The organism is Synechococcus sp. CC9605 (assembly GCF_000012625.1).
In the GTDB taxonomy this organism is placed as follows: domain Bacteria; phylum Cyanobacteriota; class Cyanobacteriia; order PCC-6307; family Cyanobiaceae; genus Parasynechococcus.
In genome coordinates this window covers 1,730,105-1,752,521 of the sequence record NC_007516.1, presented here as the reverse complement: position 1 = coordinate 1,752,521, position 22,417 = coordinate 1,730,105, and the positions used below count along the sequence as shown (strand labels likewise).

Below are 22,417 nucleotides of genomic sequence, written 5' to 3'. Positions count from 1 at the left end.
ACGCTGCGGTCAGCGTCGGGCTGGGATCGGATAAGGGATTCGGCGGTGGCGCATCCGCCGCCACACCTGCACGAAGGCACGAATCACCAGTTCCACCTCACTGCGGTTAAGGCTGCTTTTGCGCAGTTGTCCATCCCGCTGCCGCGCTTCCACAATCCGACGCACCGTGTCCACCGCCTGGGCATCAGAGGTGTCGGGGGGGAGGGATCGAAGCGCCGCCTCACAGCCGTCGGCCAGCATCAGGATCGCAGTTTCTTTGGAGCGAGGTTCCGGGCCCCTGTAACGGAAGCGGCGCTCCTCAACCACCCCGCCGCGCTCCTGGGCCTTGTGCAGGAAGTAACCCATTTTCAAGGTGCCCTGGTGTTCAGGAATGAAATCGGCGATGGGCCGGGGCAGGCGGTGGCGCCGCGCCAGCTTCAGCCCCTCATCCACATGGGCTTGAAGCACCGCTGCACTCGCCTGGGGGTCATCCAGCGCATCGTGGGGATTGGGGCCGTCCTTCTGGTTTTCGATGAACCAGTCCGGGGCATGCAGTTTGCCCACGTCGTGATAGAGCGAGCCGGTTCGGATCAGATCCACATCCGCACCAATCGCCCGCGCCCCTTCCTCTGCCAGGCCGCAGATCATCAGGGTGTGTTCAAAGGTTCCCGGGGCTTCGCAGGAGAGCCGGCGCAGCAGGGGGCGTTCCTGATCCGCCAGTTCCAGCAGCCGTGCCCGGGTGAGCAGGCCAAATGAGCCCTCCAGCATCGGGATCACCAGCAGGCTGAACATCAGCAGAACACCGAGCACAAAGGAATCGGTGGCCAGTTCATCCAGGCTTGGATTCAGATTTCCCCAAAGCCGCAGGCCGGTGAAGGGTTGCAGCTGCAGCAGCAGCCACTGCCCAACGAAGGCGCCGATCGGCAGCAGCACCGTCAGTTGCAGCAGCTGGCCGCGGCTGCGCTGACGGCCAGCGATCAAGGCCCCAGCGGCGGCCACCGATGCCGCCACAATCAGGCGACCATCCCCCAACCCCTGAACGGGTTCTGGCCAGAGCAGAGCGGCCACCCCCATCCAGGCCAACCCGCAGCCGGTGCCGAGGCCTTCCGCCAGCACCAGCGTGGGCGCCACCAGCACGGCCAGAGGGCTCACGGATCCCTTGAACCAGAGCTTGGCTCCCTGCACCAGCAGCAGAAGGCCCACCGCCAGCAGGGCGTGGCGAACCTCCAGGCCAGGCCGTTCGCGCCGCATCACCAGCAGCATCACGGCGCAGGCTGCAGCGGCTTCAACGAACCGTTGGAACCAGATCAACGGTTGGGGTTCGCGGCGCACGCGGCCGAAATAATCGAGCACGTCGTAGGCCTGGGGGCTGATCGGCTCGCCCTTGCGGGTGATCAGATCCCCCTTGCGCACCTCGATGGTGGGGATGGCCTGTTTGGTCAGCTGTTCCTCGATCAGCTGTTTGCTCAGGTTCGGGTCGGTGCGCAGGTTGCTGCTGCCGCGCAGGGCGCTGGTGAGCACCTTTCCGGCCAGGGAGCACGCCGCAGCTGGCTCCAGGGCAACCGCCTTCAGTTGCTGGTCGGAGGCCTGGCGTAATTGCTCAATGGCCAGATTGCTCACCAGCCCTTGGCTGAGCATGCGATCAGCGGTGCTGCGCACCGCCTCATCCCAGGCCAGATGCTCCCCTTCGCTGCGTTGTTCCAGCCACCTTTGCTCTTGATCAGAGAGGTTCACCGGCCCGATCCGGTCTCCGGATCCGGTGTTGGTTACCTCCTGCAGCTGCAGCAGTTGTTGCTCGAGCCGTTGTTTGAGTGCCTGGGTCTGCTCCTGATCGATGACCTGCACCACCGACCGCGCCACCAGCGAGGCCCGTTGCTGCTCGAGGGCGGTGCTGTCTTGAACCAGGGCATCCTTTGGAGCGATGGCTTCAAACGGGGCGAGCGATCCGGGTTGAAGTTTCGGTTTGATCAGCCAGGGCAGGCTTGAGGCTGCGGCCACGCAAAGGCAGAGCAGCAGAACAACGAGGGTTTGAAGTCGCGTCCAGCGCAGCAGTCGTCCCCCTGGGCCTTCGAGCCGCACCCAGTTCCGCCAAAGGCTGATCAGCCGAGGAACGCGAACCAAAAAGGACCCTATAGCGGTTTAACGCTAGCTCTCTCCAGAGGGCATGCTTGACGGAGTGCATGGGAATGCCATGGCCCTGCGTTTGGACGGCAAGGTGCTGGCAAGGGATGTGGAGCATCGTCTTCAAACCCTGATCGAACGGTGCCTGGCCGAGGCGGGGCGACCGCCGGGCCTGGCGGTGCTGCGGGTTGGTGATGATCCCGCCAGCGCCGTCTACGTCGCCAATAAGGAAAAGGCCTGTGCTCGAATCGGAGTGGCCAGCTTTGGCGATCACCTCCCCGGAGACACACCTCCAGCGCTGGTGCTGCAGACGATTGAACGGCTGAATGCCAACCCTGAGGTGGATGGGATCCTCCTGCAGCTGCCCCTCCCTGCCGGCCTTGATGAGGGTCCGCTGCTGATGGCCATTGATCCTGAAAAGGATGCCGATGGTCTGCACACCCTCAACCTCGGACGGCTGCTCAAGGGGGAGCCGGGCCCGCGCAGCTGCACCCCCGCAGGGGTGATGGCGATGCTGCGCAGTAATGGCATTGACCCAGCGGGCAAGCGCGCTGTAGTGATCGGCCGCAGCATCCTTGTGGGGCAGCCGATGGCCTTGATGCTGCAGGCGGCCAATGCCACCGTCACCATCGCCCACTCCCGCACGGCCGATCTGGCGGCCCACACCCGGGAAGCCGACATCCTCGTGGTGGCAGCCGGCCGTCCTGAGTTCATCGGGGCCGAGCACGTGCGGCCGGGGGCGGCGGTGGTGGATGTGGGCATCCACCGCAAGCCGGAAGGCGGATTGTGCGGGGATGTTCGTGCGGCTGAAGTCGAGTCGATCGCGGCTGCGCTTTCGCCTGTCCCCGGCGGTGTGGGACCGATGACGGTGACGATGCTTCTGGTGAACACCGTTGTGGCTTGGTGCAGACGCCACAACCTTGACCATGATTTGGACGATCTCGTGCCCTGATCGGTTCCATGGCGCTGCACTGGCTCTTTCCCACCCCCGTTCTGCAGGTGGACCTTGAGCCGGATGCCGCCACGGCCGCAGCCATGCAGCAGCAGCTGGAGCAGTTTGATGCCCAGGTGTATCAGCACCCTGAGTTCAGCGATCGCAACAACCTCACCGGCGATCTGCTGGGCCATGCCGGCCTCGATCAGTTGCATCGCATGGATGCGTTCCAGTGGCTGAACGGGCAGTTGGCTGAGCATGTCTCGGCCTATCTCCGCTCGCTGTTGGGCCCGGATCACGGTCTTATGGCCCACATCCAAAAGGCCTGGCCTGTGGTGTGTGCCAGGAATGGAGGAATAGTGGATCTGCACAGCCACCGCAACGCTCAGTTGAGCGCTGTGTTCTATGTGTTGACGGATCCGGCCAACGAGAGCGGGGAGCTGGAATTTGAGGCGCCCGACGATTACTTCAGCCATGTGATGGCGATTCCCTACCGCGACGCGGCGGTCTCCGGTGGGGTGTTCGCGCCGCTGCCCCACCGTCTTCTGCTGTTCCCTTCAGAGCTGCGCCATCGGGTGCGCCCCTACGAGGGAAGCAGCCCCCGCTATTCGGTCTCCTACGACCTGGCCATCACCACGGCGCCGGGCAAGGGACGCGAGATGCGCACACCCCATCCGATGGATTGGGTTCCCCTCGGCAGCTAAGGGCTCGGCCTGAGAGAATCCCGCCAGCCAGGGTCCGCCCATGAGCGCCGAGTTCGATTTCAAGGCCTATCTCGGCAAGGCCAAAGAGCAGGTGGAAGCGGCCCTAGATGGATCCCTCGGTCCTGAGCGGCCGGAGTCCCTCAGGGAAGCGATGCGCTACTCGCTGCTTGCAGGTGGCAAGCGCCTGCGCCCGATTCTCTGCCTCGCCGCCTGTGAGCTGGCCGGCGGGGAAGCGACACAGGCCCTGCCCACGGCGGTGGCGCTGGAAATGATCCACACCATGTCGTTGATTCACGACGACCTGCCGGCGATGGATGACGACGACCTGCGCCGTGGTCGTCCCACCAACCACAAGGTGTACGGCGAAGCCGTGGCCATCCTTGCTGGGGATGCCCTGTTGACCCGCGCCTTCGAAATGGTGGCGCTGCGCAGTCCGGGTGTGCCGGCTGAGCGGTTGCTCAAGGTGGTGGGAGAACTCTCGTTGGTGGCTGGCGCCCCGGGCCTGGTGGGCGGCCAGGTGGTGGATCTGGAAAGCGAGGGCAAGGAGGTGGATCTTGAAACCCTCGAGTACATCCACCTCCACAAAACCGGAGCCCTGTTGAGCGCTTGTGTAATCACCGGGGCGATGATCGGCGGGGCTGATGAGGCGCTGATCAAGGCTCTGCGCACCTATGCCAGGGGGATCGGCCTCGCCTTCCAGATCATCGACGACATCCTCGACATCACTGCCAGCAGCGAGGTTCTGGGCAAAACCGCCGGCAAGGACCTCATCGCCGACAAGACCACCTATCCCAAGCTTCTGGGGCTTGATGAGTCCCGCCGCCGGGCCGATGCGTTGGTGAACGAAGCGAAAGAATCGCTTCAACCCTGGGCCGAGAAGGCCGTGCCCCTGCTGGCGTTGGCCGACTTCATCACCAGCCGCGACCGATGATCGACGCCACGCCTTCCCATGCGGTGCTGCGGGAGTTCTTCGACAACAGTTCGCTCACCTGGGGCTTGATGGCCTGCGGCGTCGCCCAGCTCTCGAAGCTGTTCCTTGAGTTGCTTCTGCATCGCCGTTGGCGTCCGGCGGTGCTGATTGAAACCGGCGGCATGCCGTCGAGCCATTCCGCCCTGGTCACAGGAACCGCGGCCTGTGTGGGCTGGACCCTGGGCTTTGATCACCCCCTCTTCGCCCTGGCGGCCATGGTGGCGTTCGTTGTCATGTACGACGCCAGTGGCATTCGTCGCGCTGCCGGGCTGACGGCGGAACGGGTCAATGGCCTGCCTGATTCACTCTGGCCGGATGCTCCGGAGAAACCCCTCAAGGAAAGTCTTGGCCACAGCCGGCTGCAGGTGCTGGTGGGCAGCCTGATGGGTCCCGCCATTGCTCTGCCCGGTTTGGAATTTGTGGGATCACCGCTGCACTTGCTGTCGGGTCTTGGAGCAGGGCTGGGGTGACCGCTGCCGCGGACCTCACCGCTGATCAGCAGGAAGCGGCGGACGCCTTTGCGGCCTGGCTGAAGCAGCCCGTGGATGGCACCCCCTTCGTGCTCAGTGGTTTTGCCGGCAGCGGCAAGACCTTCCTCTCCATGCGCCTGCTGCGCCAGGTGGAAGCCAGCGGTTTGTGCTGGACCGTCGTGGCCCCAACCCATAAAGCGGTGGGTGTCCTGCGCCAGGCCTTGGAACTGGAGGGTCTCCAACCCACCTGGTATCCCTCCACCATCCATCGCCTGCTGCGGCTGAAGCTTAAGCGCTCCGCCGACGCTGAACTCTGCGAACCCACCGAGCAGACGTCGATGGCCCTGGAAAATCTGGGCCTGGTGCTGATTGATGAAGCCTCGATGGTGGACAGCACCCTGTTGGGCATCGCTCTCCAGTGCGCCCATCCGTTCAAGACCCGTCTGGTGTTCGTCGGCGACCCAGCCCAGTTGCCCCCGGTGGGCGAGCCGAACAGTCCCGTGTTTGCGATGCAACGGTCCTGTTCCGCCAGCTTGACCCAGGTGGTGCGCCATCAAGGCCCGGTGCTGCAGCTGGCGGCCGGTCTGCGGGAGGGGCGCCTGCCCTGCCAGATGCCGCCGCTGCTGCCGCCGATTCGATCCCCGCAGGGGCAGGTGCGCAGCCTGGTGCAACGGGAGTGGCTGGATCAGGCCCGGCGTGCCTTGCGGGAGGCTTCGGTGCAAGACAACCCCGATGCCGCACGCATCCTCTGTTACACGAACCGCACCTTGGATCGTCTGGTGCCCCATGCACGCCGGGCCATCCATGGGGAGATGGCGGATCAGATGCCGGTGCTGCCTGGTGAGGTGTTGATCAGTCGCACGGCGGTGATGGCCCCGGCCTCAAGGGATGGCGAAGAGGCCGGTGAAGAACCCGACATGGTGCTGGGCTCCAACCGCGAAGTGACGGTGCGGGACGTCAAGCCGGAGGCCTGTGATTTGGCGGATTTCGGCCTCTCCTCCGCCGACGGTCCCGTGCCGGTGATCGAGACGCTCTCCGCATCGGTGAATGCTGGGGATCTGGAGCTCACCCTGCGCCTGCAGCCACCGATCGGCAGCTCCGGTCGTCAGGAGCTCGATGCGGTGATGCAGCGCCTGCGCAAGCAGGCCCGTGATGCCGGCAAGAAAAACGGTCGCTCGATTTGGCGGCAGTACTTCCTGATTCGCGATGCCTTTGCTTCCCTTGGGCCCGCAGCGGTGCTCACGGTGCACCGCAGTCAGGGCAGCAGTTTCGGGGATGTTTTTGTGGCGCCGGATGTGTTCCGGGCCGATCCAGCCATCCGCCAGCAGCTCTGTTATGTGGCCGTGTCCCGGGCCCGCACGGGGGTTTGGTTGCTTGGCGGGGAGACGTCGTCTGATCTGCGCGTCACCTGGCAGCGCGAATTCGACACCACGCGGGATTCCGAGTGAATCAGTTCATGATCAAACCGCTGATGCCCTGCCAGCTCAGATAGGAGCCCAGCCCGAAGCTGAGGCTTCCCACCACCAGCTCCCCCCGGCGTAGCAGGGCCGTTTTGCCGCGTTGCAGCAGCGGAAGAACCCGCTGGCGTCCGATCAACACCGCCAGGAACGGAACCAGCAGCAGGGCAGTGGCGGCGGTGCTGAAGCCGATGCTGCAGGCAATCTCCTCCTGCAGGGGCAATTGCGCAGCCAGGATCACGGCGGCGCTTTTGGCGAACAGCAACAGGTCGTCGGGACTAATCACTTCCGTGACGCTGCTGATCAGCAACAGCAAGGGAAGCGGCATCGTGGCGAAATGGTCCACGGCGCCGCTCCAGGCTGGGGCTGTTCCGTCATCCAGCACCCCGCGGATCAGTTCACGTCCACCCAGGGCGATCAAGGCTCCGCCGCCGATCAGGTCCAGACCGGTGCGATGGTCGGATCCATGGGTCATGTCCAGCAGCAGCCCATGGCCCAGCGTCAGCAGGCCGATCACCGCCAGGGCGCTGGTTAGCAGCCAGCCGCCCACAAACAAGCCCCCGCGCCGCAGCGGCGACCCCCCCAGCAGCAGCAACAGCAGCAGAACGATGTGGATGGGCGACAGCGCCACGCCAAGCCCGTAGGTCAGCAGTTCCGTCCAGATCCGGGGTTCCGCCATGGGCCTTGCTCAGAGCTCGCAGCTCAGAGTCGCAAGATCAGGGCCGCCAGGCCAATGCTCACCCCCAAACTTACAACGCCGAGCAGGGCTCTCCAGAAGGCTTTGTCCTTGGTGTCGAGGAAGTTGCTCAAGAAACGCCAGGGGCTTCAGTCGCCAGTTTTGCCATCTGGAAGCACGTAAGGAAAGGTGCGCTGGATCGGGCGGTACAGCGACCGCAGCGTTTTGTTGTAGTGCACGCCGGCCACCACGTTGTAACGGCGTCCCAGCACCAGCGCATGGTCCAGATCGGCCTCGCAGCTGCGGATGTCGGTCTGCACAGGCCGCGCCTGTGTTGACACCGGTACAGCGGCGGGAATCAGGGCCGAAAACTGGCCTTCCCTGAGCCGCCAGCTTTGACAGGCGTTGAGGGCTTCTGCCGCGGAATCGAACACCTGCTTGGTGGTTTCCCGTCGCGTGCTCATGGCCTCCATGCCGAGCAGGGGCAGCGCAGTGATCAACAGGACAAATCCGAAGCGGAGCATGCGGCAGGCGCGAAGGTCCTGCTTCAGCCGTAGCGAGATGGGCGGAGCGCGGACTGCTCCTTCCCAATCTTTTCGCCTCGATGTCTCAGCGCACTTCGTTTCAATAGCGCACTTCGAACCAGTCGTCGCCCGTGATCGGGAGCTGGCTGGGGGTCACCCGAACCACCCGAGCGCCCGGCGGCCCGACCTCGCACCAGGCCCGCAGTTCAGACAAGGCCAGCGGTGGCCCCTCGGCCTGCACTTCCACACGGCCATCACTCAGGTTGCGCACCCAGCCGCTGATGCCGAGATCCAGGGCACGCCGATTGCAGCTGGCGCGGAACCCCACCCGCTGAACCCGGCCTTCGATCACCCAGCGCCAGCGTTCGGCGAAGGCTTGGATCCGCGGCGGTTGCTGGCGGCTGACGAAGCGCTTGCCGATTGCTTCTCCCCGGCTTCGAGCGCGGCGCGCCATCGGGAGCAGATCGTCGTAGAGCTTGCCCAGTGCAGGTGAACCCAGCTCGCGTGAACTGTCTGATCGACCCATCCTTCCGAATGTCGATGGACTTTCCATCCCTCAATGTCCCACAGCACTGACCGGTCGGAAGACGGCCGGTTGCTGTGCAGTTCCCAGCGGTGAAATTCGTGGCCCACCAGCTGCTGACCGCACTCCACCACAGGACTGTCCTGTCGTGCCTGCAGCCGGCGATAGCCCACTTGCAGCGGGCCGCGCTGGGCTGTGAAGGGAAGCAGGTCCGCCATGCGGTGGCTGGTGCCATCGAGATCGGTCAGCTGCTCTCCGAGCACAAGCATCCCTCCGCATTCGGCGTAGAGCGGTCGGTGTTGCACGAACTCCCGCAGCGACTTCAGGCTTCGCGTGCAGCCGCTGAGCTGGGCAGCGTGCTGTTCGGGGAAACCGCCCGGCAGGATCAGTCCTTTGGCGTCTGCAGGGATGGCCTCATCGGCCAGGGGGCTCCAGCGGAGCACGGGCATGCCCATGTGCTCCAGCAGTTCACTGGTTTCTTGGTAGCGGAAGTGAAAGGCGGCATCACTGGCCAGAGCCACCGGCAGGGGCTGGCCCTGTTCCACGGGGATGTGGGCCAGGGGATGTGGCCTGGGGCAGGGTGCCTGCAGCAGGGGTATCAGGCGTTCCAGGTTCAGGTGCTGGCTGGCCAGAGCGGCCCAGGCCTGGCGTCGCTGCTCGGGGGCCTCCAATTCATGGGCCGGGGCCAAACCGAGATGACGTCCCGGCACGGCCAGGACTTCGCTGCGCGGCAGGCAGCCCAGCAACGACACCTCCATGCGCTCCAGCACTTCGGTCAGCAGCTCCCGGTGCCTGGGGCTGCTGACCTTGTTGAGCACCACACCGGCGATGCGCAGCTGGGGATCGTGATCGCGGAATCCGCGCACAATGGCGCCGAGGGAGGCGGCCTGACCACCGGCATCCAGCACCAGGACCACCGGCAGATCCAGCAGGCGGGCCACGTCGGCCGTGCTGCCGGTGCTGCTGCTGCCAATGCCATCGAAGAGTCCCATCACCCCTTCCACAAGGGTCAGCTCAGAGGCGCCTCCGTACCCGTGAAAGGCCTGGCGAACCCAAGCTTCCCCGCAGAGATTGAGATCGAGGTTGCGGCAGGCCTGACCTGAGGCCTGGCTGAGCAGCTGGGCATCGAGATAGTCCGGTCCTACCTTGAAGGCTTGGATTCGGCGTCCGCTCTGCTGCGCCCAGCTCAACAGCGCCAGGCTCAGCAAGGTTTTGCCGCTGCCACTGGCTGGTGCAGCTATGACGGCGGCCATGGCTTAGATGCGACTCAGCCCAGCAGCCTTGCAGCCAGCGGAGCTGCCGCGGCCAACAAGGGGTTGGTGCTGTCGTGACCGCCCCCCAGCAGACGGGCGACATCCATTTCGGGGGTGTCGTGCTGGACCGGAACCACTTCCTCATGCAGCTCGAGGTTGGCCATGCCTCCCCCCTCCAAACGCATGCAAACCCCCGAGTCAGCGCAGAGAATCACGCACACGCCTTCCCCGTTCTCTGGTTCGGCAATCAGCCGTAGTCCCACTATCTGGCCGGCGTGCACGTTGGGCTGAGCTGTTGGTACGGCCATCAGTTGAAAACTCACCTCGGTGCCATCAGAACGCTTGAACAGCGCGGTGGTGCCGTTCTCGACCGCAGCGGTCGACACCAACGTCCAGCCCAGTCGATCGGCGATCCAGGCGGCCAGCAGCAGCCCCTGGGCGGGGTGATGCCCCTCCACATCGATGTCGAGGCGGGTGATGTGGCTGAGGGCATCCCTCCGTTGCGGCGGGTCGAACACCATGGCGAGGGTCTCGCGCCAGCTGCGCAGGCGCAGCCAGTTGAGATCGTTCACCGCCTGACCGCTCTCCACGCGTTTGCGCAGCAGTTCAAGGCACTGATGGGGATCCCCCAGAGCGGTGTCGATGATCAGGCGCCGTGGTGCGCCGGTGAGCCTCTGCATCAGCTCAGGTGCTTCGTCGATGCAGCCGTTCCACCAGACCCAGGCGGGCATCGATGCCGGCAGCAAGGGTTCCAGGATCGACAGGCCCTCGCCCAAGGCGCCATGGCCGCCCCGCAGAACCACAACATCGCCGCAGGCGGCGGTACCGCCCCCTTCCTCAGGCAGTGGGCAGTAGGCGGCCACGAGTGTTTCGAGGGGCTGCCCCGCATCGATGGTTGGCGCCAGGGTGATCAGGCGTCGCGGCATCAGCGCGCTCAAGGCTGGATCGATGTACTGCCCACGCAGGTCTTCCACACTGGCCTGTCCCTGAAAATCAGCCACCGCCTTCACCACGGTCCCATCCAGGGGCGGCGTGCTGAGTGGAAGGTCGGCATCCAGCACCGCCTGGCGTCCCGCAGCAATCAAGGGGGCGGACTGCTGTCCGGTGATCGGCCCCGACAGGCGACCACTGCGGATTAATTGCTGCTCGGCCCAGGCGGGCTGCCAGATCAGCAGGCAGAAGGTGTTGGCCCCTGTGCCCGTGCTGCCCTGCTGCTCTGGGGACCAGAGCTGTTCGAGGTAGTGGGGCACCTCCGCAGGTGCTAGTTCCAGGGGGGTTTGCAGGGTGAGCTGAGGGGACATGGTGACGGATGAACGAGACGTGGAGAGCTAAGAACCAGGGCTTGGAACGTGCGCGCGGTCAGGGGCGTCGCCACAGGAGTCCGTCTTTCGCCAGCAGGGCATCCGCGGCGGCCGGTCCCCAGGTGCGGGATTCGTAGGGATGAACCGGCAGCTGCCAGGGGCTGTCTTCGATCAGTTCCAGCAGCGGGGTGTAGAGCCGCCACGCCGCTTCCACCTCATCGCTGCGGGTGAACAGGGTGGGGTCGCTGAGCATGGCGTCAGCCAGAAGCCGCACATAGCCCTCATCGGAGGGCTCCCCGAAGGATTCGTCGTAGGAGAACTCCATGTCGATGGGGCGGCTTCGCATGCCAGATCCGGGTGACTTCACCTCGAAGCGGAATTCAGCCCCTTCATCGGGCTGGATGCGCAGGATCAGTTGATTGGCAGTGGGTCCCCCGGTTGCTGCATCAAACAGATGCACCGGTGCTTCACGGAAGGTGAGCACCACCTCGCTCGTGCGTTTGGCCAGGCGTTTGCCGGTGCGTACATAGAACGGAACCCCCTGCCAGCGCCAGTTGTCGATGAACAGCTTCATCGCCACGTAGGTCTCGGTGGTGCTGTTGGGATCCACACCGGGTTCATGGCGGTATCCGGCCAGGGGCGATTCGGCTGAACCCCCGGGTCCGTACTGGCCGCGGATGCAGCAGTTCCAGGGTTCGAGTTCATCGGCCAGGCGAGCGGCCTGCAGCACCTTGGCTTTTTCGTTGCGGATAGCTTCTGGGTCAAAGCGCCCTGGCGGTTCCATGGCGGTGATCGCCAGCATCTGGGTCAGGTGGTTCTGCACCATGTCCCGCAGGGCACCGGCCGATTCGTAGTACCCGGCTCTTTCCTCCACGCCAACCGTTTCAGCGGCGGTGATCTGAACACTGGAGATGTAATTGCGGTTCCAGATCGGCTCGAAGATCGTGTTGGCAAAGCGCAGAACCATGATGTTCTGGACGGTTTCCTTGCCCAGGTAGTGGTCGATGCGAAAGATCTGGTTCTCCTGACCGCAGGCCTGCACCACCCGATTGAGGGCCTGGGCACTGCCGTAGTCGCGTCCGAAGGGTTTTTCGATCACCACGCGGCTACGTTTGGGGTCCTTCAACAGGCCAGCGTCGGCCAGTGAACGGCAGCCACTGCCATAGAACTTGGGGGAAACGGAGAGATAGAAGGTGCGGTTGCCGCGGGTGGCGCACTGTTGATCGATCTGCTCCAGCCGTGTGCCCAGCCGCACCACATCCTGTGGTTGTTGAAGGTCGACGGGTTCGTAGAACAGTTTGCCGACGAACTGCTCCCAGGCCTGGGGATCGTCCTCGATCGTGCTGGCGAGTGCCTCCGCCATCTTTCCGCGGAACTCCTCGTCACTCCACGGCCGTCGCGCACAGCCCAGCAGGGCGAACTCACTGGGCAGACGCCGTTGCTTGAACAGTTCAAACAGGGCTGGCACCAGTTTGCGGTGGGTCAGATCACCGCTGGCGCCGAAGATCACCAGACACTGCGGCGCGATCACGCGCTCCTGACGCAGTCCAACCCTTAGGGGGTTCGTCATCGTGGCAACCATGGAGTGTCCAGGCTTCTGACGCTGGTTTAGGCACGGAACCGGCAACAGACATGGACTCGCCGCTTTGTTTCCGTGTTGGTTTCAGCGTTTGTTGCCAACCCAAAAAAAAGTCCACCCAAAGGGGTGGACTGCAAACGATTGATGGCTGATTGATCAGCGCTGGATCGATCAATAGGTTTCCACGTGCCAGCGGTCGGCCTTTTTGAGCTGGGGACGCAGTTCTGCCCAGTCGAGACCCTTGGCGGCCGCGGCGGCTGTCATGGCTTCGTCGATGCCCGGCTCCATGCCGCGCAGACCGCACATGTACACGTGGGTTTTGGGGTCTTCGATCATCGCGAAGATCTCTTCAGCGTGCTCCAAAACGCGGTCCTGGATGTACATCCGGCCGCCCTTGGCGTTCTGCTGTTCCCGGCTGATTGCCTTCGTGTAGCGGAAGTTGTCGGGATACTCCTTCTCGTAATGGAGGAAGTCCTCGTCGTAGAGCAGGTTGGCGGTTTTGGGTGCGCCCATGAACAGCCAGGCTTTGCCGCGGAATTTATAGCCGTTGGCCTCCTGTTCGCGGGGCTCGAACATGCGGCGCAGGTAGGTGCGCATCGGAGCGATGCCCGTACCCGTCGCCAGCATGATGATGTTGGCGTCCTCGTCGTCAGGGAGAAGCATCTCCTTACCGACAGGCCCGGTGATCTTCACCTTGGTGCCGGGTTCGATGTCGCAGAGGTAGGTGGAGCAGACGCCGTAGATCTGCTCACCGGCGTCGTTCTTGTACTCGAGCTGGCGAACGCAAAGGGAGACGGTGTTGCCTTCCAGGTTGTCGCCGTGGCGGGTGCTGGCGATGGAGTACAAGCGCAACTTGTGGGGCTTGCCGTTGGCGTCTTCACCTTCGGGAATGATGCCGATGCTCTGGCCTTCGATGTATTTCAGCTGCGGCTCGCCGCCGGCCAGATCAAAGGTGATGTGCTGCACACGGCCGATCGCACCGTCCTTAAGCAGGGAGTAGTTCCCGGTGACCGTGCCCATGAACGGTGTTTTGGGCTTGTAGGTGTTGACCGGAACGTCGGCGTGGGGCTTTTTCTTCGGGGCAGTTGACGTCACGGCTTTCTTGGCGGGTTTTTTGGCGGTTTTTTTGGCAGGTGCCGGGGTGGTGGCAACGGGAGAGGCTTGTCGCTCTACTTCCACACCGTTCACAGACAGAATTTTGGCGCCAGATGCACCCAGTCGTTTGAAAAGTGCGGAAAACTGGTTCATCCCAACGGTGTAGGTCTGAACCACAGACGGTTGTGAACCGACATGGGGACCACTTGCCACGACAGTGAAGAGAGCCTCATTGCAGTGCTCTGTCGCTGCATTGGACACCCGCATTGAAATCACCTGCCTTTGGTGGCGCGACTATAGGCGTGGCCTTTGATTTCACACAAAAAGGTTGCTGTTCGGAACAGAATCTGATGTGATCCAGGCGACCTCCTTAAAATCCTCAGGTTCGGCCTCTCATCTCGGCGTCTCTTTTGGTTTTCCCCCAGACAATGTTTGGACGAGGGCTTCAAACCTCCGCAGATTCACGGACTGCGATTGAGCAGACCATGGAGCGTCTGCCCCAGGGGACTAGGCGTCTGGCAGCTGAACTCAAATCCTCACTGCCCGTTCAGCTGCTCTGGGATGTGCTGACGGATTACGAGAATCTCTCCCAGTTCATCCCCAACCTCAGCACCAGCGAGTTGATCCAGCGCCAGGGTCAGACGGTGCGTCTTCAACAGGTGGGCAGTCAGCAGCTGCTAGGTCTTCGCTTCTCAGCCCAGGTTCAGTTGGAGCTGACGGAATACCGACAGGACGGACTGCTGAAGTTCCTCATGGTGAAAGGTGATTTCCGACGTTTTGAAGGGTCCTGGCAGATCCGTCAGCGCCCCGATGGCAGCTCACTGCTTTATGAACTGACGGTTCAAGGCTGTCTAGGCATGCCCATCGGTCTGATCGAGGAACGGCTGCGGGACGATCTCTCCAGCAACCTCAACGCCGTTGTGCAGGAAGCACACCGCAGAAACAGCTGAACGAGCAGCAAGGGCGCAGCAGTTAAAAGCGCCTTCAATTGATGTGTGAACCGGGGCCTGAAAGACTCGCAAAACGGTTGAATTGCTACTCAATTCATCACCAAAACAGGTCTGGAGATGACGTCATACCCCCAAGGGGATTCGAACCCCTGTCGCCTCCGTGAAAGGGAGGTGTCCTAGGCCTCTAGACGATGGGGGCGAGGCCGTAACCAGCGAGCTGTCTGTGCTCCTGATCACTTGTGAACACTAGGGCTTGGTCGGACCCTCCGTCAAGACAGCTTGACCCCATTCGACACCTTGTCCTTGCCAGATCGGCACCGTGAAGGTGAAGCAGGCGCCTTCGCCTGGGTCCGAAACCACCCAGATCTTGCCGCCGTGCACTTCGACGATGCGTCGACAAACAGACAGCCCCACTCCGTAGCCGGTGGTTTGGTCGGAGGTTTGCGGCAGCCGCACCCGATCCAGGAAAATCCGCTGCTGTTCCGTTTCTGGAATGCCCGGGCCGCTGTCGCAAACGCTCACTTCCACCCGCTGACTGGTGCGGTGCAGCATCGTGAGCGAAATGTGCCCGCCGTCGTTGGTGTATTTCAGGGCGTTTTCGAGCAGATTCAGCAGCACTTGGCGCATGCGGCGCTGATCTGCGAAGACCTTGGGAAGGTCCGCGGGAATGTCGGTTTGGATTTCGACGTTGCGACCCAGCCACAATTTTTCAAGCTCGAGGATCACTTCGGCTGAAACGCTGGCCAGATCAAGTCGCTGCGGATTGAACAGGGTTTCCCACCGGGTGGTGCCCACCTCCAGCAAATCCTTCGAGAGTGCCTCCATCTCTTCCAGGCGGCGGGTGATCACATCCTGAAAGCGATCCATGTCGATCTGGCCCAGCTTCTGGCTTTGAAGGGCCAGCGCTGCTGCCGTGAGTGGGGTGCGCAGTTCATGGGCCACCATGCGCAACAGGCGTTCCTGGGCACTGACGCGATCGATCAGCGTCTCGTTCTCCTGACGCAGCACCAGCAGCTGATCTTCCAGCTGGAGTTCCTTCTGGGTGCGGCTTCCATCCAGTTCGGTCGGTCTGAGGCTGAGGCCAAGGCCGCTCACCACACCATCCTGTTTCCAGCGGGGAACCCATCCTTTGAGTTGCTGAAGGATGTTGCTTCCCGCAAACACCTGTTTGGGGTTCGGTGAGAGTTTGATCAGGGCTGGCGTCACCACGAGGCGATGCAGCTCAAGCAGTTCGGGTTGCTGTGAAGGATCGGCCACCTGCAGCGTGACTTCGAAGCCCAGGTCTTCTCGTTCCAGGAACTGAACCAGGGCACGGAGGTCCTGACCCGACAGGTGATGTCGTGCTGCTACGAGCAATAGCTTCAACGGTTGACGTGTCTTGGGAGCGTCCTTGACCACGCTGACTGCAAGACAGCAAAAACCGATACTTACCTTATGGGTTTTTGACTGCACCGCCAGCAGCGCTAAGACGAACAGGAACACTCCGTTGCGTCATTGACGCGGTCCATGTCGCTTTTTTCCGCGCAAAACCGTGTTCCTCTGACCGTTCCCGGCGGAGAGGCTGCCCAGCCTTCGATTCAGGTCGATAGCAACCTGCGCCGCTGGTTCAGCCGCAATCTGGGCTTGTGGCGTTCCCGGCGGCAATACACCTTTAGCGACGATCAGGTTCTCCACCTGGATATGCACCTGAAAATGGAGGCGTTCGCACACCCCGAGGTGGGTGAGAGCCGCTATCGCTTCAGCTGGTGGTCTGACCAGGAAGACCAGCATTCGGATGAATTTTTTGCCCGCAAGCCTTGGTTTGAGCGCAGTGGCGTGATGGAAGCCACGTTGTGGGGCCATCAACTCCAGAGAAGTCGTGGTTATTTGACGGGAGACCCGGTGCGCACCCGGCTGCGTCAGGTGGATGAGCACGAAACTATCCTCGAATCCCACTACCAGCAGTGGGACATCCTTGAGCACATTCGCCTTGTCGATCAGGACCGCTACCGCTACCGCGCCATCTACAGCTGGGAGAACGGTGATCTCTCGATCGTGGAGCACCACCATGAGATTCGAATGTCCGATCCCCTGCCGCTGATCGAGGACGACTACACGTCGCCATAGTGCTGATGGCCCAGTTCAACAACCGCGCCTAGCCCTCGTGCGACCTTGGCTTGGGCGGTAAGTTTCGGAAAATTGAAGCTGCCCGGGTACCAAGGTGATTCGTCGTCCATTTGCTGTCGCGGCTCTTTTGTTGGCAGCCCCCTTGCTGTCAACGGCTACGGCTCTGGCTCAGGCCTCCAAGGACAAGTTCACTCCTGCCACAGCCATGGAGGTCAACACCTACGGCGTGATGTCGATCGCCACCTTCTGTGAGGCAAGGGCGCAGAAGATCGACTTCAACAAGTCTTTGGCGGTTGCCCTTGCGGGTCAGTTGCACGTGATTTACGGCAAGCATGGCGGTCTGCTCCCTGGCTACAAAGACCCCTTGCCTGAGAAGCAGTTTCTCAACAATGCCGGTTTCATGATTGTTGGGGGAGCCCTGAAGTTCTGCCCTAAATCAGTCCCCGCAAAAGAAAAAGAACGCTTTGAGAAAGCTGCTGCCTCGTTGAAGCCCTCCAAAAGATAATTTCTCCTCGCTCTTCATTCCTTTGAACGTCTGTCCGATTAGGTCAGGCGTTTTTTTGTCATTTATTCTGTGGTCTGCTGCCGTTGGAAAACTGGCTTTTTGGCAGAAACACCCCGGCAGAAACATCCCGGTTTTGAGGCTCATCCGTCAGGATCACCCGGTGCTCGTGTCGTTAGGCCATGAATGCTGCTTCTTCGATTCGACTGGCGGACTACACGCCATGGGCTTTTGAGCTCCCAACCATCGCCCTGGACGTGACAATCCAAGACGACCATGTCGTCGTTGTGTCTAAGCTGAGCCTTGAACCGCGTCGTCCTGGTGAGCCTCTGGAGCTTTGCGGCGTCGATCTGGCCATCGAATCCCTGGTGATCGACCAGGACCCATTGCAGCCCGAGGATTACAGCTTCACCGACGGACGTCTCGTCATCCCCAACGTGCCGGGCCAGCCGTTTGTGCTCGAGACCCGTTGCCGCCTGGATCCCTACTCCAACAGTTCCCTCGAAGGCTTGTACGCCAGTGGTGGTCTGCTTAGCACCCAGTGCGAGGCCGAGGGGTTCCGGCGCATCAGCCTTCACCCCGATCGTCCGGATGTGCTGAGCCGGTGGCAGGTGCGGATTGAGGCCAGCCGCAGCAGCTGCCCTGTGCTGCTGAGCAATGGCAATGCCGTACGTGAGGAATCCGTTGGCGCTGATCGTCATGCGGTCACTTGGGACGACCCCTTCCCCAAGCCCTCCTATCTGTTTGCCCTGGTGGCTGGAGATCTCAGGGAAATTCGTGATCACTACACAACGGCATCGGGCCGGCAGGTCACCCTGCGATTGCACGTGGAGGAGGGGGATGAACCCTTCACGGCCCACGCCATGGCTTCGTTGAAGCGATCCATGCAATGGGACGAGTCTGTTTACAACCTTGAATACGACCTTGATGAATACAACATCGTCGCTGTCCGTCACTTCAACATGGGCGCGATGGAGAACAAGAGTCTGAATATTTTCAACTCAAAGCTTGTTCTTGCTGATGCGGAAACAGCCACCGATGCTGAGCTTGAACGCATCGAAAGTGTGATTGCTCATGAATACTTTCACAACTGGAGCGGAAATCGCATCACCTGCCGGGATTGGTTCCAGCTATCGCTTAAAGAGGGTCTGACGGTGTTCCGTGATCAATGCTTTACCGCGGATCTGCATTCCAAAGCGGTCAAACGCATTGAGGATGTTGCGATGTTGCGCAACACCCAATTCCGTGAGGATGCTGGCCCAACGGCCCACCCTGTGAAGCCAGCGGAATACCAGGCCATCGATAACTTCTACACAACAACCATCTATGAAAAAGGTGCAGAGTTGATACGCATGCTGCACACCCTGCTTGGACCGGAGCGGTTCATGAAGGGAATGGAGGTTTACGTGCAACGTTTCGATGGCACGGCCGCCACGACGGAGGACTTCGTTCAGGCGATTGCTGATGGTGCCACCAGTCAGTGCGAGCCCCTTGGCTTTGATCTGGAACGCTTCAAACGCTGGTATTACCAGGCAGGAACTCCGGAACTCAGCATTGATCGTCAGTGGAACCCTGAATCGGGTCAGCTGACGGTCGACTTGCACCAGGCGACCCCTCCGACGCCGGGACAAGCGGACAAACAGCCCCTGGTGCTGCCGGTTGCCATGGCCCTGGTGAATGAGCAGGGCCGTGTTGGTGACGAGCAGCTGCTGGTGATGGAGGATGAGCGCGCCAGCATCACCCTGCAGGGTCAGCCGGGCGACACCCCTCCTGCCCTTTCGGTGCTCCGCCGCTTCTCGGCGCCGGTGCACGTGCGTCTCGAGCAGCCGCTGGAGGAGTGCCTGCAGCTGTTGGCTTCCGACGATGACTCCTTCTGTCGCTGGGATGCTGCCCAGCGCCTGGCACGCCAGGTACTTTTGGCGCGGGCTGAAAACGAGCCGAAGCCTGCGGTGGAGGCGGCATTGATTCAGGCCCTCGATCAGCGGATCTGCGCCTACGACGGTGGTGATGGCATGGGCCTGGCGGCGCTGCTGGCGCTGCCGGGAATGGCGGAACTGGAGGCGTTGCAATCTCCGGTGGATCCGCTGGCGCTGGATCAAGCCTTCCGGGCGTGGACCCAGGAGCTGGGCGTTCAATTGCAGTCGTCCTTGCGACGACTCCTGGAGCTGGCCCGGACTGACTGGACCCTGGCTTGGCCGGCTGGCCAGGGCGGCCGTGCCCTGACGGCCTTGGCCTGGCGCTGGCTTGCTGCGGCGGGCGATGACACGGTGCAAGCGGACGCCTTGGCGGCGGTGTCCGGCCCCTCGATGACCCTGGCGCGGGGAGCCTTGCGGGCCTTGCTGCCGCAGGAGAGCGCTGAGCGTGAGCAGGCGATGGCCCTGTTCTACGAGCGTTGGCAAGACAAGCCCGTGATCCTGGATGCCTGGTTTGCGATGGAGGCATCAGCCCCCAGACCCAACGCCTTGGAGCGGGTTCAACAGCTGTTGGACCATCCGCACTTCGATTCCCTGGCGCCCAATTCCCTTCGCGCTGTTCTCGGTGGATTCACCGCCAATGTTCAGGCATTTCATGCCGCCGATGGCAGTGGTTACCGATTCATGGCGGAGCAGATTGCAGCGGTCGATTCCCGCAATCCGATCACCGCGTCACGGATGGCCAAGGTGTTTAGCCGCTGCGCCAGTTACGGCCCCGAGCGGCAATCGGTCATGCGTCAGGCCATCGACCAGTTGGCCGCCAAGCCCTTGTCGGCGAATACGGCCGAGGTCGTGCAGCTGCTCACGACGTGACCACTACCAGAACGATCACCGCGATCAGCAGGATCACCAACCAGAGCTTTCCATTGTTGCGTCGGGTGCTCCGGGGCGTTGCACGGATAGCTCGGCTTCCAGCTGGAGTGCCGCAGTCTTGACAGACCAGACGACCGCCCATCGATCGGTCGGAACGAAACCGTCGGCTTCCGCAGTTCTGGCAGACGGTGACGGCCAAGATCTCTCAATCAGGTTTCACCAGCTTGCCTGGAGTCAGTTAGCCAGTCAGGTAGTTATTCCCGTCCCCAGCCATCACAGCCGGCTTTGGCGCGTTGTCGCTTGGTGCGACGGTAGCTCTCGTTCTGTTGGGCCAGAGTTTCACTGGCGGCAGCAACGGCACTGCTGTCATTGCCTTCCGCAATGATCAACCGATTGATCGCCATGGCGTTGCCCAGGCGATTCAGCACCTGATCGATCAAGCGACACTGATCAAATTCGGCGCGCCCCGCGGACGGAATTCCCAACAGGATCAAGGTCCAACACGCAGCACGCCAACCTTTCATCAATCAGCTCATGGGCTGTAGGTGATGGTGCACTGATAGCGACTGCTGGCTCCCACATCAATGCTTTTGCAGTGTGTGTCGGTGATCGTTGCCCCTTTTGGGATCACCCGCATCGCCTCGGCAGTGGCGAACTGCTCGGAAGGCCCTTGGGCTGTGGCCCGCTTGCCGCCCGCAAGGGCCGTGGATGCCAATAGGAGGCTGGCCATTAACAGAGCCGCATGCCGCATATTTGGCGCCCGATGGAAGTGCATCTCACTTCGGTTTACACAGAGCGAGGCCAGCTGACAGCCGTAGTGATTTCATCAGGCACTGCGTTCAGCAGCTACTGCGTTCAACAGCCGCCCCGGCACCAGCGTTGGCGTCGCGGTTTTGGTTCAGCCCTGGCCTCGCTGCTTTGTTTGACCTCTGGCACTGGAGGTGGCGGCAACAACGCTGCGGGCTGGACGGGAAGACGGCGTGATCCCCATGAGGCATCAAAGGGGACCACCACCAGGGGGATCGGTTCCGCACTTTTTGCCGGCAAGGCCAATGCGCTGGATGCGATCAGGGCTGTGATCAGAAGTCTCATCACGCCATTTTGCCGGCCAAGCCCAAGGCTTCTCAGTTTTTTGAGTAAGAGACGCCGCGGTAGGTCAGAGCAACGGAATTGCGAAGAGCTTGGATTTGCTCAGCGCGATAGCTTTTCCCCATATATTTCAGTTGAATTGTGGGCCTCGCAGATACTCCTTCTGTCTTTGAATATTTGTTGCCCAGGAAAGTGAGTTCCATGGAGTAAATAGGGAAGAATAAAAACTTTCTGTGTTTTACGGCCGCTACAAAAGGGCCGCAAGGTTCCACTGGATACCTTGCTCTTTAGCCATTGTTAAAGCCGCATCGGCTTGATACAAGCTTTGCCCTCCTCCCTTGCTCTGAAAGGAAAAGGGGTTTGATGTGGTTGACGGAATCTTATTTTAGTTGTTGTGAAGTGATTGAAATATTTTGTTTATGTTGCTTGTGCCGTTGAACTTTTTTGATTGATTTGTTCAGCTTTGAGGCTTGGAGCGTTCCTCTGTTTGCGCTTTGCTGCAGCGTTGGCAAGCAGAAATTCTGTCCTTGTGGTGTTCCGGCAGCGTCAGCCGGAATGGATCCACATTAAATTCGTAGCCGCAGGAGCAGCGGGCATGGAACTTCAGTTTCTTGGCTTTGTTGAGTCGCTTTAAGAGCGTCACTTTGCCAAAAACTTGCTCTGGCTTGAAACGTTCCAGCTTGGTGCGTTCCTCCGGGGCATGCTTGACCCGGGCTTTGTGCAGGGCGTTGCGCACGGAGTTTTCACTGCCTTTGCCCAGGATCTTGGGGATCTGGAGGATCGATCGCCCTTCCTGCAGATAGAGACGTTTGATTTCCTCGATCTCGGCACTTGTGAAGCCAGATTTCTTGCCCACCTGCCTCCTTCCTTTGATTTGAGTCTCTCAGGCGGCGCGCAAGCGCCATCAAAGACCTCGGCTGTGGGTGTCTGCCGTCGGGATGATTCCGTAACACTCACAGCGCCTTGACCGTTGCTGAGTCGACTTTGAACCGACAAAGCAGCTGTTGCTAAGCGCTCACAAGCCAACCCTCGCCACCCAGCTTCTCCTGCGGGGGATTGGTGGTGCGGCCCTTGTTGGTCTGGCCGAACAATCAGGCGTTCACCACCGCCCTAGATGGTGAGAGCAGTCCTGTCGACAACACGGACTGCAAACGATCATCACGGTTCACCTGGTCCAACAGTGCCAGGCCGATTCCGGAGAGACCGGTGAAGCACCCCGGAAGCAACAGGTTGCTGTCGGTGGTGCCGAAGCATTGGAACGATCCACCTGAAAGTCTTGCCCAGGCAATGGACTGATTCACCAGCTGCGACCAGCGCTCGATGGACCAGCTGGAGCTTCAATTGAGCTAAAGATTTGATCCGGCGAATCGATGCTTTCATCACGCTTTCCGGGTGGTG

The 22,417-nt window shown here is 61.6% G+C and carries 25 protein-coding genes and 1 tRNA gene; 9 read left to right on the top strand and 17 right to left on the bottom strand.

The window, feature by feature from the left end:
* Positions 1–9: 9 nt before the first annotated feature.
* Positions 10–2,100, bottom strand: coding sequence for an HDIG domain-containing metalloprotein (locus tag SYNCC9605_RS09650; protein ID WP_011364879.1), 2,091 nt, complete (start codon positions 2,098–2,100; stop codon positions 10–12).
* A gap of 70 nt (positions 2,101–2,170) precedes the next feature.
* Here SYNCC9605_RS09650 and folD point away from each other — a divergent pair, with 70 nt between their 5' ends.
* Genes folD through SYNCC9605_RS09625 form a run of 5 tightly spaced genes read left to right on the top strand, consistent with a single transcriptional unit; the run spans position 2,171 to position 6,626 of the window.
* Positions 2,171–3,052, top strand: a complete 882-nt coding sequence (gene folD, locus SYNCC9605_RS09645) for a bifunctional methylenetetrahydrofolate dehydrogenase/methenyltetrahydrofolate cyclohydrolase FolD (protein ID WP_011364878.1) — start codon at positions 2,171–2,173, stop codon at positions 3,050–3,052.
* 8 nt (positions 3,053–3,060) lie between these two features.
* Positions 3,061–3,738, top strand: a complete 678-nt coding sequence (locus SYNCC9605_RS09640; protein WP_011364877.1) for a TIGR02466 family protein — start codon at positions 3,061–3,063, stop codon at positions 3,736–3,738.
* A gap of 40 nt (positions 3,739–3,778) precedes the next feature.
* Positions 3,779–4,669 (top strand): geranylgeranyl diphosphate synthase CrtE, encoded by an 891-nt coding sequence (crtE, locus tag SYNCC9605_RS09635; protein WP_011364876.1) that lies wholly within the window; start codon positions 3,779–3,781, stop codon positions 4,667–4,669.
* Entirely contained in the window at positions 4,666–5,178 is a 513-nt protein-coding gene (locus SYNCC9605_RS09630) for a divergent PAP2 family protein (protein WP_011364875.1), read from the top strand. Before crtE ends, SYNCC9605_RS09630 begins: the two co-directional genes overlap by 4 nt.
* A complete protein-coding gene (locus SYNCC9605_RS09625; protein ID WP_011364874.1) occupies positions 5,175–6,626 on the top strand; it encodes an ATP-dependent DNA helicase in 1,452 nt (483 codons plus the stop codon). The genes SYNCC9605_RS09630 and SYNCC9605_RS09625 overlap by 4 nt, the downstream gene beginning before the upstream one ends.
* Position 6,627: 1 nt before the next feature.
* Here the strand turns inward: SYNCC9605_RS09625 and SYNCC9605_RS09620 are convergent, their stop codons facing one another.
* The 7 genes from SYNCC9605_RS09620 to SYNCC9605_RS09590 form a co-directional block, all read right to left on the bottom strand.
* Positions 6,628–7,314 (bottom strand): GAP family protein, encoded by a 687-nt coding sequence (locus tag SYNCC9605_RS09620; protein ID WP_011364873.1) that lies wholly within the window; start codon positions 7,312–7,314, stop codon positions 6,628–6,630.
* Between the two features lie 146 nt (positions 7,315–7,460).
* Positions 7,461–7,835, bottom strand: a complete 375-nt coding sequence (locus tag SYNCC9605_RS09615) for a hypothetical protein (protein WP_011364872.1) — start codon at positions 7,833–7,835, stop codon at positions 7,461–7,463.
* 100 nt (positions 7,836–7,935) lie between these two features.
* Positions 7,936–8,289, bottom strand: a complete 354-nt coding sequence (locus SYNCC9605_RS09610; protein ID WP_071813044.1) for an acylphosphatase — start codon at positions 8,287–8,289, stop codon at positions 7,936–7,938.
* Complete coding sequence (locus SYNCC9605_RS09605; protein ID WP_011364870.1) at positions 8,184–9,611, bottom strand: cobyrinate a,c-diamide synthase; 1,428 nt, start codon at positions 9,609–9,611, stop codon at positions 8,184–8,186. The genes SYNCC9605_RS09610 and SYNCC9605_RS09605 overlap by 106 nt, the downstream gene beginning before the upstream one ends.
* Positions 9,612–9,625: 14 nt before the next feature.
* On the bottom strand, positions 9,626–10,912 hold the full coding sequence (locus tag SYNCC9605_RS09600; RefSeq protein ID WP_011364869.1) for a glucose-6-phosphate dehydrogenase assembly protein OpcA: 1,287 nt from the start codon (positions 10,910–10,912) through the stop codon (positions 9,626–9,628).
* A 58-nt stretch (positions 10,913–10,970) separates the two neighbouring features.
* Complete coding sequence (gene zwf, locus SYNCC9605_RS09595) at positions 10,971–12,494, bottom strand: glucose-6-phosphate dehydrogenase (RefSeq protein ID WP_011364868.1); 1,524 nt, start codon at positions 12,492–12,494, stop codon at positions 10,971–10,973.
* Between the two features lie 168 nt (positions 12,495–12,662).
* Positions 12,663–13,853 (bottom strand): FAD-binding oxidoreductase, encoded by a 1,191-nt coding sequence (locus tag SYNCC9605_RS09590; RefSeq protein WP_011364867.1) that lies wholly within the window; start codon positions 13,851–13,853, stop codon positions 12,663–12,665.
* Positions 13,854–14,014: 161 nt separating this feature from the next.
* Here SYNCC9605_RS09590 and SYNCC9605_RS09585 point away from each other — a divergent pair, with 161 nt between their 5' ends.
* Positions 14,015–14,536: an SRPBCC family protein gene (locus tag SYNCC9605_RS09585; RefSeq protein WP_011364866.1), complete on the top strand. Its 522-nt coding sequence runs from the start codon at positions 14,015–14,017 to the stop codon at positions 14,534–14,536.
* A 126-nt stretch (positions 14,537–14,662) separates the two neighbouring features.
* Here the strand turns inward: SYNCC9605_RS09585 and SYNCC9605_RS09580 are convergent.
* Both SYNCC9605_RS09580 and SYNCC9605_RS09575 read right to left on the bottom strand, forming a co-directional pair.
* Positions 14,663–14,735: transfer RNA gene (locus SYNCC9605_RS09580), tRNA-Glu, on the bottom strand.
* Positions 14,736–14,782: 47 nt separating this feature from the next.
* Positions 14,783–15,934: a histidine kinase gene (locus SYNCC9605_RS09575; RefSeq protein WP_041435059.1), complete on the bottom strand. Its 1,152-nt coding sequence runs from the start codon at positions 15,932–15,934 to the stop codon at positions 14,783–14,785.
* Between the two features lie 108 nt (positions 15,935–16,042).
* On the opposite strand from SYNCC9605_RS09575, the gene SYNCC9605_RS09570 reads away from it, so the two are divergent.
* From SYNCC9605_RS09570 to pepN, 3 genes are all read left to right on the top strand, one after another.
* Positions 16,043–16,642 (top strand): hypothetical protein, encoded by a 600-nt coding sequence (locus SYNCC9605_RS09570; RefSeq protein ID WP_011364864.1) that lies wholly within the window; start codon positions 16,043–16,045, stop codon positions 16,640–16,642.
* A gap of 94 nt (positions 16,643–16,736) precedes the next feature.
* Positions 16,737–17,147: a hypothetical protein gene (locus SYNCC9605_RS09565; protein ID WP_011364863.1), complete on the top strand. Its 411-nt coding sequence runs from the start codon at positions 16,737–16,739 to the stop codon at positions 17,145–17,147.
* A 179-nt stretch (positions 17,148–17,326) separates the two neighbouring features.
* Positions 17,327–19,930, top strand: coding sequence for an aminopeptidase N (gene pepN / locus SYNCC9605_RS09560; RefSeq protein WP_011364862.1), 2,604 nt, complete (start codon positions 17,327–17,329; stop codon positions 19,928–19,930).
* On the opposite strand, the gene SYNCC9605_RS09555 is transcribed toward pepN, so the two are convergent.
* The 7 genes from SYNCC9605_RS09555 to SYNCC9605_RS09530 all read right to left on the bottom strand — a co-directional run bounded on the left by SYNCC9605_RS09555 (position 19,920) and on the right by SYNCC9605_RS09530 (position 22,320).
* On the bottom strand, positions 19,920–20,129 hold the full coding sequence (locus SYNCC9605_RS09555; RefSeq protein ID WP_011364861.1) for a hypothetical protein: 210 nt from the start codon (positions 20,127–20,129) through the stop codon (positions 19,920–19,922). The two genes, pepN and SYNCC9605_RS09555, sit on opposite strands and share 11 nt — an antisense overlap.
* A 55-nt stretch (positions 20,130–20,184) precedes the next feature.
* The gene (locus SYNCC9605_RS09550) at positions 20,185–20,454 is read right to left on the bottom strand and encodes a hypothetical protein (RefSeq protein ID WP_011364860.1); all 270 of its coding nucleotides are present in this window, start codon (positions 20,452–20,454) and stop codon (positions 20,185–20,187) included.
* An 8-nt stretch (positions 20,455–20,462) separates the two neighbouring features.
* A complete protein-coding gene (locus SYNCC9605_RS09545; RefSeq protein WP_156783098.1) occupies positions 20,463–20,660 on the bottom strand; it encodes a hypothetical protein in 198 nt (65 codons plus the stop codon).
* A 125-nt stretch (positions 20,661–20,785) separates the two neighbouring features.
* On the bottom strand, positions 20,786–21,022 hold the full coding sequence (locus SYNCC9605_RS09540) for a hypothetical protein (RefSeq protein ID WP_041435055.1): 237 nt from the start codon (positions 21,020–21,022) through the stop codon (positions 20,786–20,788).
* Between the two features lie 32 nt (positions 21,023–21,054).
* The gene (locus SYNCC9605_RS15825; RefSeq protein ID WP_156783097.1) at positions 21,055–21,222 is read right to left on the bottom strand and encodes a DUF4278 domain-containing protein; all 168 of its coding nucleotides are present in this window, start codon (positions 21,220–21,222) and stop codon (positions 21,055–21,057) included.
* A gap of 254 nt (positions 21,223–21,476) precedes the next feature.
* Positions 21,477–21,875 carry a hypothetical protein gene (locus SYNCC9605_RS09535; RefSeq protein WP_011364858.1) on the bottom strand — a complete coding sequence of 133 codons (399 nt, stop codon included), beginning with the start codon at positions 21,873–21,875 and terminating at the stop codon, positions 21,477–21,479.
* A 235-nt stretch (positions 21,876–22,110) separates the two neighbouring features.
* Complete coding sequence (locus SYNCC9605_RS09530) at positions 22,111–22,320, bottom strand: hypothetical protein (RefSeq protein ID WP_041435052.1); 210 nt, start codon at positions 22,318–22,320, stop codon at positions 22,111–22,113.
* Between the last annotated feature and the right edge of the window lie 97 nt (positions 22,321–22,417).